Here is a 10,682-nt window from a genome sequence, read left to right as displayed (position 1 = left end):
CCGAAGGCGTAGCGGGCCCTACGGCGAGGACCGGCGCCTAGCCTCGAAGGCGCACCGGCAAGCCCTCCGGGAGCGCCTGTCCGGCCGCGGAGCAGTGTTGCGCCTCTTGCCAAGGGCGACGGCCATTGGCTGCGAGCCGCGCCTTGCTCCACGGCCGGACAGGCGGCTCAAAAGTCAACGCATTTCGGTTACAGGACACTAGTTTCGGGAGACTTTTATGATCGCAGTGCTCGTGGTTGGTGCGGGGATAACAGGTGGGTATATCGCGGCACGCCTGTACGAGCATGGCTTGGACGTTGAACTCTTGGCTCAGGGGGAGTCGGCGGTAAGGTTTGCGCAAGAGGGTTTGCGATTGCGGGACGGCATTACCGGCGAAGCGAAAACATTACGTTTGCCGATTGTCCGGGAAACCTCGATCGCTTGTGGACACCGGAAGTATGCGCTGGTGCTGGTGTGCGTGCAGGAACAGCAGCGGGTTGCTGCGGCGAAGTTGGTGGCCCAGCTCCAAGGGCGGCCAGTGGTGTGGTTCCTGGGTAACACGGTCCGGGGGTTCGATGAACTCGGCCATGTGCTGGGACGCGACCGGGTGCTCGGAGGATTTCCGGGTGTCGGAGGGAGATGGGAGGGTAGCGAGCTGGTTTTTGCAGATCGCCGAACCCCTGAGGGGCGGCCATTTCACGATCTCGTTATCGGCGAAGCGTGGCACGCCGGGCGAGAGGCTTGCCGCCAGGCTCAAAGGATCATTGGCGCGGCCGGGTTCAAAGTAAGGCGTTATCAGCCGATAATCGCGTGGCAACTTTGCCATGCGGTCCTGATACTGCCTCTTGCCGGATTGTTTTACCAGCATGGCGGGGTGCTGGCGAAAACAGCAGCTGATCGGGAAGGTCTGCGGCAGGTGGTGCGGGCGGTTGCACAGGGCTGCGTGGGCTACGGCGGCTCGGCTATCCGCTCCGACCGCGCTGGATGCTGCTTATGGCCATGTCACCGACATGGCCTGGAGTGCTGCAATTAAGCGGCTTGTTGAGGTCGCGCTTTGCCGAAATTGCCTTGGCCGGGCACGCTCGGGCGACGCGTGACGAAGTGCGCATCATGGCACGTGATTTATTGTATCTACTGAAGGATGCTGAAGGCGACGCGCTCCGCGAAATGCTAGAGGCGGCAGCCGAGTAGAGGTGAGGGGGGTAAAGGGGTCAAGTCTTGTAATATGCATACTACAAGACTTTCACCCCTTAACTCATTTCGCCGAACAAAAGCGTCAACGCGGACCGGCATGTCCGCGGTTGCTCCAAAGCCGTCCGGCTACGCTGGGTGTTGGGTATCATGGAGTAAGGATTCTGTTCGAATGGCCATCACGATAGCAGTTCTACTTTGCATTGGCGCTGGAACGGTCGGCGGTGTGTTCTTCGCCTTTTCCACCTTCGTTATGACGGCGCTTTCAGCACGACCGTGTGCTCATGGCATCGGGGCGATGCAGCAAATCAATGTGACTGTTCTTAATCCAATGTTTCTTGGCGTGTTTTTGGGCTCCGCCCTGCTCTCAGTCGTCGCGGTTGTCGTGTCAGTCATCACTTGGCCATCGAGTGGTGCACCGTTTCTCCTTGCTGCAGGACTGCTCTACTTTTTGGGTTCTTTTGCCGTGACTATCGGGTTCAACGTGCCGAGAAACGAACGCCTTGCCCAGCTCGATGCAGACTCCACGGAAGCGAGCGAGTACTGGTCAACTTACGTCCTTGAATGGACGTGGTGGAATCACGTCCGGACGGTTGCGTCGATAGCGGCCGCTGCATGTGCTGCGGGAGCTTTGCTGGCAACATGACAGGTTTAGAGGGACGGGGGAGTTTCGCCCGCCCTATCTCCGTTATCGCGCCGAGTAAAGCATGCGTCTCGACTCTAACCTTACAGGATGAGTAACGATGAATAATCACCATATCTTCGCAATGCCTTTTGCAAAGGTCTATCGCCTATATGTCCAAAAAGCGGAACGAAAAAATCGCACTAAAGAAGAAGTGGATCAGGTCATTTGTTGGTTGACGGGCTATGACCGGGCGGGATTAAAACAGCAAATCGAAGAGGAAAACGATTTCGAAACATTTTTTGCTCAAGCTCCGGCCATTCATCCGAATAGTTCGCTCATAAAAGGCGTAGTCTGCGGTGTTCGAGTGGAAGAAGTCGAGGACCCACTGATGCAGAAAATACGCTACTTAGACAAGTTGATTGATGAGTTGGCGAAAGGTAAGAATATGGAAAAAATTCTGCGATAGTGACTCAGTAATTAGAAACTCGTTACGACAAGCACAATCCGATTTGAGCACCTAAGTGGTTTTGCAGTACTCGCTCATCACTGTCAGGCACACATAATTGCTATGCACACTACCGTCCATCCACTGACACCGGAGCGCTGGACTGATTTCGAGACTATATTCATGTCGAAAGGGTTCTCAATCGCCCGTGGTTTTTGGTGCATGTACTATTATGAGTGTCAGACGGGGTCAAGTCTTGTAATATGCATCCTACAAGTCTTGACTCCTTAACCTCTCTCTGGTGTCTGCTCTGGGCGCCCGACCTTTGTGTTGTGCGGCTTGCGTCTCAGCATCCCTAGCGTCATAACCGACCAGAGGAGCAACGCATCCGAGCTTCTCTATCAGAATGTCAACATCCAATCGGCAAATGAGGGTCACATGCTGACAGCGGGAGACGTACTCACCTTTGACCCACTCGGGATGACGCTCTCACATCAAGAGAACGGCTGCCGAAACCAACGGCCAATCCCTGGAGATGGAGTGGGACCTGGCTCCGCGCACCGGTGGCGCACCTGTCCATATCCACCCGCACGCGGCCGAGACCTACGAGGTGCTTGAAGGTGAACTCGACGTGTATGTGGCTGGCGCTGAGCGCGGACGCAGGGCCATCCAAGTTTTCTGGAAAGCTGGGTGTATTCGTCGGGTCCGGTGCCATTGACACGCTTACGCGCCGGCCCTGCGCCGGTTAGCTTGAGCGTTTCGGTGTCACGGTTGGCAAGTGAAGCCGCCTCGCGGAGCTTGTCGCTGCACATAAACGAGAAGGCATAGATGGACAAGTATTTGGACGCGGCCATTGCCGAAGCTGCCCTCGGTTTGAGGGAGGGCGGGATTCCCATAGGCTCCGTTCTGGTCCACGACGGCAGGATCATTGGTCGTGGCCACAACCGACGTGTACAACAGAGTAGCGTGATCCTCCATGGAGAGATGGACGCCTTGGAGAACGCCGGCCGACTTCCGGCCGCAGTCTACGCTCGGAGCATCTTGTACACGACCTTGTCTCCGTGTGCCATGTGCTCGGGGGCAATCCTCCTCTACGGCATCTCTCGAGTAGTGATTGGTGAGAACGTTACTTTTCGTGGAGAGGAAGAGCTTCTGCGTGGGCGCAGGGTGTCGATCGACGTCGTTCAAGACACGCGCTGCATTGAGATGATGCGGCGATTCATTCAAGAGAACCCAGCCCTTTGGAGCGAGGATATCGGAGAGTGAAGAAGCTGCTGCCGCTCACTGTGACGCCGCACTTGACAATGCACTGGACGGGCAAAAGGCCACTTTGCCGCCTGTTGCCTGCCGGTGATCGCCCTCGTTGGGCGTCTATCAGGCTGATGTGGCAGGACAAGCACGGCCTCATAGGACCGCGGAAGCGTCCACATCGCGGATCTCGGCGCGTTCGATCGTCTTGAGGCCGCTCTGGTTCGAGCCGGCTGCCCCCCACGGCGATGCCGAGTCGCAGAATGAGCCACGGGAGGAGCCCGCCGAAGCTTTACTTGAGTTGCGTGTCATTTGCCAATGCGGGTGAGGCAGCCCGCAGAGGGCGAAACAGCTGTGTTTCAGAGCGCGAATCGTTGCAAGTCGGACGGTGAAAAGTTACCAGTGCCTATGCCGTGACGGTGGTTTGCCTCTGCGACGAGCCGATGGCCCCTCTGGCTGACGGGAATGGCCCGAGTTAACCGTTGGTTGTTCGGGCGAGCTAGTATAAAGCCCGGTGTCGGCCATGGTGCGCCCTGGCCGTGGGCGGTTGCGCGAAACCGCCGAGGTCGACGGTCAGCAACGCTTGCGTCTCTGCCGCGCGACCCTGCAGGCCCCATCAGCCAACCAGAGGGTTGCATGCGATGATGATTCTATCCATCAAGCGTTTGGCTTGGGGCGTGATCGCCGCCGCGATGTTCGGTGTGCTGCTGGCATGGTCGGACGCCCTGCCGGCCGAGCGGAGGTCCTTGGTGGTCCTCGACTTCGGCATCGTCGATACGACGCGCGGCGAGCCCAGTTACAGCCCTTACGAGGAGGACGACGGCCAGCGTCTCAAGATGGCAGCCGAGGTGATGCGGGAGGCCCTCGCCGACCACGAAGACTACCGTCTCGTGGACCACGGGCCGCTCGAGGCAGCCGTTGAGGACGCGACCAATGGGCGCCGGCATCTTCACCGCTGCCCCGCCTGTCAGGTGGCCGTTGCCCAGGCGCTTGGTGCCGAAGTGGTTATGGCCGGGAGCGTGCAAAAGGTCAGCAACCTGATCCTGGTCATGAGCGTCGAGCTGCGCGAGGTCGAGATCGGCGAGACGATCAGACGCGGGCAGGTGCACATGCGTGGCAATGTCGACGAATCGTGGCGGCGCGCAGCCGTGTCGCTGCTCAAGCACCACCTCGAACTCATCAGCCCCGAATGAGAGAGATCCACAGACCCGCCAGGCGTTGCAACGAGCAGCCGTGTCGCTTCGCGCGGGCGGACATCTCGGCCGCTACACGCGTTCCGGCGCCTTTCACGTCTCCGCGGGACTGGTTTAGTCCCGGTGGCGCGCCCGAATCCATGCCAGCAGCTGCGGCCAGAGCTGACGGTGGGCGTTCCTGCCGACCAGCAGCCCCACGTGCTGCAGCGATACGCCGATGTCGCCCGAATACCGCAGTACTTCCCGGTCTTCGGTGGCGAATCGCTCCAGGGCAGGGAGTACGGCCTCCGGCGGCACGACGTCGCAGCGCGGATCAACAACGCAGGCCGCCGGCGCGACGACATCAGCCGGAGAAACGGCGCGGCCAGCGAGCTGCAATTGGCCACGGCAGAATGCATCCGCCCGGTACAGTTCGTCCACCAGCTCTCTGAACAGTCGCGTCGGGAGAGGGGTTTCCCGGAGCGTCCAGCGTTCCACCAGGAGGTGTCCGCGCAGCGCCCCCGGATCGGTTAGGGACTCCAGCCAGTCCCAGGCGCGGGCGAGCACGAACGTGTCCGGCGAGGCGGTGGCAGTGAGGGTGTTGAGCAGTGACCCCGGCACGTGGGTTGCCCCGTCGGTCAGCGGATCAGTGTCCGCATTGAGGGCCACGAGGCGACCCAAGGCGCCGATGTCCGGCCGGAAATGCAGGGGCGCAGCCAGCAGGGTGAGGCCTGCCACATACTCCGGATTGCGCGCAGCGAACAAGGTCGCCATGGTACCGCCCAGCGAATGACCAGTGACGAAAACGCGTTCAACACCTGTGTCGGAGCGAACCGCGTCCATGGCAGCGCGCAGCATGGTATGCGCATAATCGCTCAGACCCAATTCCTTTGTGGCCCCAACCCGTCGGGGCCATAACAGCATATAGACACGGCATCCGTCAGATACGTGGCGTCGCACCACGCTGGACGTCGGCTCCATGTCCCAGATATCGGCGGTCTTGATGGGAGCCGGCACCAGCAGCACCACTGGCCCACTCGCACTAACCGCTCTGTAGCGCAGAAGTCGCGCTGGCGAGTCGGTCTCCACGGCCTGGCAGGGGCAGCGATCCGTTCTGTTATCGTAAGTGGACCACGCTCGGTCCAGCGCCACGCGCAGAGCATCCAGCTGTGCGAACGCAACCTGATTCATTAAACCCAGCGGCAGGCGCGGCGTGTCGTTCATGCGTTACCTCTCCTCTCGGAGGAGCGAGCCGGGGTAGGGCCCGTGATCATGCTCGTTGCAGTCTGCATGGCCGTTGTCAACCGCCCTCAACGGCCCTCGTTAAACAATCATAGATGCTCTATCCCGCAGAGCCATGATGCTACTTGGCATCCTGGCCGGCACAACCAGCCGCGACGTGCTGGCGCGTATGTCGACGGGGCGTTATGGAATTCGGTCACGCGGATCGCGGTGGCATCGGGCGCGATGCTTAAAGACAGCGGCACGACACAGGCTGGTGTGTCTTTCAAATCGGCTGTGGCTGGACCGCATATCCAATATACAGTGGATGGCCTGGCTGCCCGGCGCCGGTGATCTTGAGCGCGTACGGGATCACGCCTTCTGAGCGCACCAGGCCCAGCACTTGGCGGCCACGATTGTGGAGCGTTCCGTGATTGCCCCAGCCGCAGACGACCAACTCGGAATTGCGGCTTGCGTCTCGGACCGTGTGGTCGTTCTCCGGCCCCACCGGATCCCCCAGGCCGTACAGCGCAACCGGATCGGTGGAGCGCCAGGCGAATAGGTTGACGACGAACAGCCCCCCGTAACCCCACTGCACCGCCCGTCGCTGGCAGCGCGCTACAGTCGGGTCATTGGTGGTCTCGTCCGCGGTGCTGGGGTTGAGCATAACAAACGTGACGGTGGGGCCTTTTGCCCAGCGCCGCCAGAGCAGGTAGCGGTAGAGGCGGCACTCCGAGAAGCTCGCGCCTGTTCTATCCGGGAGTCGGGTCACGCCACCTGCGCCCCGGTCTCAATCGTGGCCCGGCTGCCTCCCGCACCTGTGCGTTCGCGATGCCTTGGGACATAACCACCAGCGTATCCGCTGCGTCGCGCCCTGAACAAAAAAACCCGCCAGAGAGGCGGGCTTGAGTTCTGAAGAGTGGCCGCAAGCTCAATTCCCTTTCGACTGCTTCTGCGCCGAACTCGTGCCACCGTTCGCCATCACCTTCATCGAGGAGACCTGGACTTGTTCCATGAGGTCCAGCCAGCGTTGATTCGTGGTCTGGGCAGCCTCCATGAAGCAGCTGAAGAGTTCCGGCTGAACGGAGATCATCGCCATCGGCTCACGGGTTTCCGCCGCCTTGGCGAAAGTCTTGGAGATCCTGTCGCCCGTTTTTGCCAGATCATCCATCTGCGCCTGTGACGCGTTCTGCATCACGTCCTGCAACTCACTGGTGAGCTCCTGCATCCGTTGCATCCTTTGCTCAGCCTCCGTGATCGCCGTCGTCCACGACTCGGCAAATGCCGTAAGATCTACCGGCATTGTCCTGGATGCGGCTTGCTGGGGCTGCTTGCTGTTAGCCATCTCGCGTTGTCTCCTGTCTCGCGGTATTGCGACTGATTTCATGGCGGCCATCCGCTGGCCTACGATTCCTCCCTGAACAGCCGGGCTGGCGCGACAGCCCGACCCGTGAGGGGCCAATGTACGCTTTTGTCGCATCACCGCACATTGGGACATACCGCAAGTGCGCCCATGTTCTCCCTAGGTCCATGCAGCAGGATGGTCCATCACAACACACTGACGCTCTTGATTGCCTCCTCAACCGGGCTCGCAGTCATGCCAAGGCCTCCTTGAAGAGACTGGCGCCGCCTGTTGCGATCTGGCAGGTTCCGCCGTGGCGGACCGGCGTGTTTGCCCACTTTGGGCACTACTCCGTGCCGCGCGACTGCGATCCCCCTCACTTACACGGCACGACTCGTGAACAGGCTGGTAACCTTGACAGGCGCCCCTCGGGTTGTTGCCCCCGAACTCGCCAATGAGCGCGTCCAGCGCTTGAGGTCGCACGCGCTTGGTGCCCCAGTGCTAAATCAATGCGTCCGGTCTCCCGGCCAGCTCACCGATCGCCTCCACCACGTCATCGAGCTGCCGGCGGCTCACATAGGGTGCCGGACCAAGCCGCAGGCGATGCCCACGTGCATCCGCATAAATGTTCTGCCGCCGTAGCGCGGCGGCGAACCCGGTGGCGTGGGGTGTGACCAGCGCAAGAAAGCCGCCGAGCCCGGAAAGTGGTACATCCCGCGGTCGGTCGATGATTCCGGGCGGCAGGTCCAGGGCGTCGAAGCGCTCTGCCAGGTACGTGACCTGCAGTTGCGAGAGGGTGCGCAGCAACGCCGGCTCGAGTGCCCGCTCGCGGAAGAACTGAAAGACGCGCGCCGCGCGGTAGTGGCTGGTCGGATCGTAGGTGGCACCAGCAAATCGCTGTGCCCCGTCAGCGTCACCGGCCGCCTCGCCGGTCGTGGTGGCGAACTCGGCGAACCACCCGCTCACCACCGGGCGCAGCGTGCACGCCGGCGGCAGGCGCAGAAAGGCATTACCTTCGCCGAGCTGGCAGTACTTGTATCCACCGCCGACAACAAACGCATCGCCGAACTCCTGCGTGTGAACCGAGAAAGGCAGGACATTCAACTGGTGGTAGACGTCCAGCAGCAACGCCACACCGCGCCGCCGACAAGTCTCGGCCAGGGCCTGGAGACCGCCGGCGATGTGCGCATCCTCAAAAAAGACCGTCGAGACCATCACCAGGGCAGTCTGATCGTCCACCGTATGCGCCAGGCGCTCGCCGACATCCGCGGCCGGATGCGCAGGAAGCGTGTCTACCCGTATTCCGCATTCGGCCAGACGCCTGAACTGTCGTGACGCGCTGTGAAACTCGCCATCCGTTGTGACGATGCGCGGCCGCTGCTGCAACGGCAGCGCAGAGAGCAGGCGGACCAGCAGTTCGTGGGTGTTGGCGCCCAGCGCGTAGTCGCCGTCGGGGTCGTCGAGCAATCGGCGGTAACCGCAACGAACCTGCTCGGCCTTCGCGAACGCGCTCTGCCATTTGTCGTCGACCAACGTCGCCGCATCGGCAAACGCCTCGCTGTGCCCCCGGGCAGCACAGTCGGGCCAGGCTTGATGGGAATGTCCGGTGAGCAGACAGCGGCCGGTTACGTCGAAACGCGAATAATCGGCGGCCAGTGGATTGGGCTCACCGCGGAACAGCGCTTCTGCCGTCAGAAGCGGTCGCGGATCGCCCATAGGTCCGGGAACAATGGCTTGAACAGGGTTTCGCGCAGATAGTCGGCGCCGCTGGAGCCACCCGTTCCGGATTTCGAACCGATGGTGCGCTCGACCATCTTGACGTGCCGGTAACGCCACTCCTGCAGCCCCTCGTCGAGATCCAGCAGGCGTTCGCACACGTGGGCTGCCGCGGCCTGCTCGTGGTAGAGGGCCGCCAACGTCTCCTGCAATGCAGGGCTGGGCTGCGGGGGGGCACTCACGTCACGTTCCAAAAGCTCGACCGGTACCGGGCGCTCATGGGCATCAAGATAGCGTAGAAAGGCGTCCCATAGTGTCGGCTGCGCAAGCGCGCGTTCCAGCCGCAGGCGCTGTGCGCTGCCAGGGGGATATGCCTGCAGTATATCGCGGCGCTTGGCGCCGAGGACGAACTCAAGCTCACGGAACTGCGCCGATTGGAATCCACTGGCTGCTTCGAGGCGTGTGCGAAATGCGTTGAAGGCGACGGGTGTCATGGTTTCAAGCACATCGACCTGGGCGACCAGCGTCTTGAGAATCGTCCGCACCCGCTGCAGAGTAGCCAGTGACCCTGGGGTGTGTCCGACCCAAAGGCGATCGCGTAGATACGCAACCTCGTGGAGCAACTGCTTGAACCACAGTTCATAGACCTGGTGGATGATGATAAACAGCATTTCGTCGTGTTCCCGCGACAATGGCTGCTGCAGCTCGAGCAGCTCATCCAACCGCAGGTAGCGGATATACGTCAGGCTTTTCTTGCCTTGGGCGTTTACTGGCACCGGCGCTGCCTCTTGTTGGCGAGGCCCTACCGCAAAGGATAGGCGACCCACCGGGCCAGTGCGACGGGCGCCCCGGAAGGCCGGTGCGCCGAGAGCGTGCTCGGCGCACCGACACCACCCTGATGGGAGTTTGACATATGCTGATTCGGCCAACCTTCGCGACGATCGGCGTACTCACCCTGGTCGGCTGTGCGAGCGCTCTGGCAACAGGGCCGGCGCAGCCTGCCAATGACAACGCCACGCAGTTTGATCAGCAGACGTGGACCGCTGTGCTCACCGAGGGCAGGGAGCAGTCCAGGGAATGTGGCAATGAGGCGATGTCCCCCGCGCCGGCGTTGAGCTGGAACGACCAGCTGGCGAGCGCTGCCCGTGGACACAGTCGCGACATGGCTGAGACCGGGCGGATCAGCCATACCGGCAGCGCAGGCGAGACCCTGAGGGATCGCATCGAGGCTGCCGGTTACCAGGCGCGTGCCTGGGGCGAAAACGTTGCGTCCGGCCAACGGGACATCGAAGCGGTCGTCCAGGCTTGGCTGGACAGCCCCGGCCACTGCGCCAACATCATGAACCCTGCTTACGAGGAGTTCGGTGCCGCGGTGAAACAGGGGCAAGATGGCTCGCCGTACTGGACCTTGGTGCTTGCCGCGCCGCAGCCGTGAGCCGGCGCAAACACCGGCCTTGTGCCCATGGCCGCGCTGGCAACCCGGTTCGGAATCCCGTAGGCGACCATTGCAGGCGCAGTAGGTGGCTGCGCCCGCGCCAGAGCGGAGGCTGCCGACATTGCCTTTCCCGCAACCGACGGCTGTGCGTTAAGTTACCCATGCTGGCCGTTATCAGAGCCATCTCGACCCATATCGTTACACACAACTCACGGCCCGGAGGCGTTATAGGCGGCGAGTGCGAGGACGAAGTCGCGAGTGCGTTGGAGGCCGATCCAGATACTCTTGTTGCCGGGCGGGCCATCGTG

Annotated in this window: 11 protein-coding genes; 6 read left to right on the top strand and 5 right to left on the bottom strand. The window is 61.7% G+C overall.

What is annotated here, in order from left to right; translation table 11 throughout:
* Positions 1–217: 217 nt before the first annotated feature.
* The 5 genes from QZT63_RS03125 (at position 218) to QZT63_RS03105 (ending at position 4,681) form a co-directional block, all read left to right on the top strand.
* A complete protein-coding gene (locus QZT63_RS03125) occupies positions 218–1,012 on the top strand; it encodes a 2-dehydropantoate 2-reductase N-terminal domain-containing protein (RefSeq protein WP_290648491.1) in 795 nt (264 codons plus the stop codon).
* A 330-nt stretch (positions 1,013–1,342) separates the two neighbouring features.
* The gene (locus tag QZT63_RS03120; RefSeq protein ID WP_290648489.1) at positions 1,343–1,816 is read left to right on the top strand and encodes an anthrone oxygenase family protein; all 474 of its coding nucleotides are present in this window, start codon (positions 1,343–1,345) and stop codon (positions 1,814–1,816) included.
* A gap of 97 nt (positions 1,817–1,913) precedes the next feature.
* Positions 1,914–2,261, top strand: a complete 348-nt coding sequence (locus QZT63_RS03115) for a DUF2200 domain-containing protein (RefSeq protein WP_290648487.1) — start codon at positions 1,914–1,916, stop codon at positions 2,259–2,261.
* A gap of 807 nt (positions 2,262–3,068) precedes the next feature.
* Entirely contained in the window at positions 3,069–3,506 is a 438-nt protein-coding gene (locus QZT63_RS03110) for a nucleoside deaminase (RefSeq protein WP_290648485.1), read from the top strand.
* Positions 3,507–4,129: 623 nt separating this feature from the next.
* Positions 4,130–4,681, top strand: a complete 552-nt coding sequence (locus QZT63_RS03105) for a DUF3280 domain-containing protein (protein ID WP_290648483.1) — start codon at positions 4,130–4,132, stop codon at positions 4,679–4,681.
* Between the two features lie 114 nt (positions 4,682–4,795).
* Here the strand turns inward: QZT63_RS03105 and QZT63_RS03100 are convergent, their stop codons facing one another.
* The 5 genes from QZT63_RS03100 to QZT63_RS03080 form a co-directional block, all read right to left on the bottom strand.
* Positions 4,796–5,884, bottom strand: coding sequence for an alpha/beta fold hydrolase (locus QZT63_RS03100; RefSeq protein WP_290648481.1), 1,089 nt, complete (start codon positions 5,882–5,884; stop codon positions 4,796–4,798).
* A 283-nt stretch (positions 5,885–6,167) separates the two neighbouring features.
* Positions 6,168–6,653, bottom strand: coding sequence for a DUF1643 domain-containing protein (locus QZT63_RS03095; RefSeq protein WP_290648480.1), 486 nt, complete (start codon positions 6,651–6,653; stop codon positions 6,168–6,170).
* Positions 6,654–6,812: 159 nt separating this feature from the next.
* Positions 6,813–7,226, bottom strand: a complete 414-nt coding sequence (locus QZT63_RS03090) for a hypothetical protein (protein ID WP_290648479.1) — start codon at positions 7,224–7,226, stop codon at positions 6,813–6,815.
* Between the two features lie 498 nt (positions 7,227–7,724).
* Complete coding sequence (locus QZT63_RS03085; protein WP_290648478.1) at positions 7,725–8,939, bottom strand: hypothetical protein; 1,215 nt, start codon at positions 8,937–8,939, stop codon at positions 7,725–7,727.
* Positions 8,915–9,715, bottom strand: coding sequence for a tryptophan 2,3-dioxygenase family protein (locus tag QZT63_RS03080; RefSeq protein WP_290648477.1), 801 nt, complete (start codon positions 9,713–9,715; stop codon positions 8,915–8,917). Before QZT63_RS03080 ends, QZT63_RS03085 begins: the two co-directional genes overlap by 25 nt.
* 137 nt (positions 9,716–9,852) lie before the next feature.
* Between QZT63_RS03080 and QZT63_RS03075 the strand changes: the two genes are divergently transcribed.
* On the top strand, positions 9,853–10,374 hold the full coding sequence (locus QZT63_RS03075; RefSeq protein ID WP_290648476.1) for a CAP domain-containing protein: 522 nt from the start codon (positions 9,853–9,855) through the stop codon (positions 10,372–10,374).
* Positions 10,375–10,682: the final 308 nt, after the last annotated feature.

The organism is Aquisalimonas sp. (genome assembly GCF_007120195.1).
In the GTDB taxonomy this organism is placed as follows: Bacteria; Pseudomonadota; Gammaproteobacteria; order Nitrococcales; family Aquisalimonadaceae; genus Aquisalimonas.
Note: the sequence above shows the minus strand (reverse complement) of the source record. Positions and strands in the feature narration are given on the sequence as shown.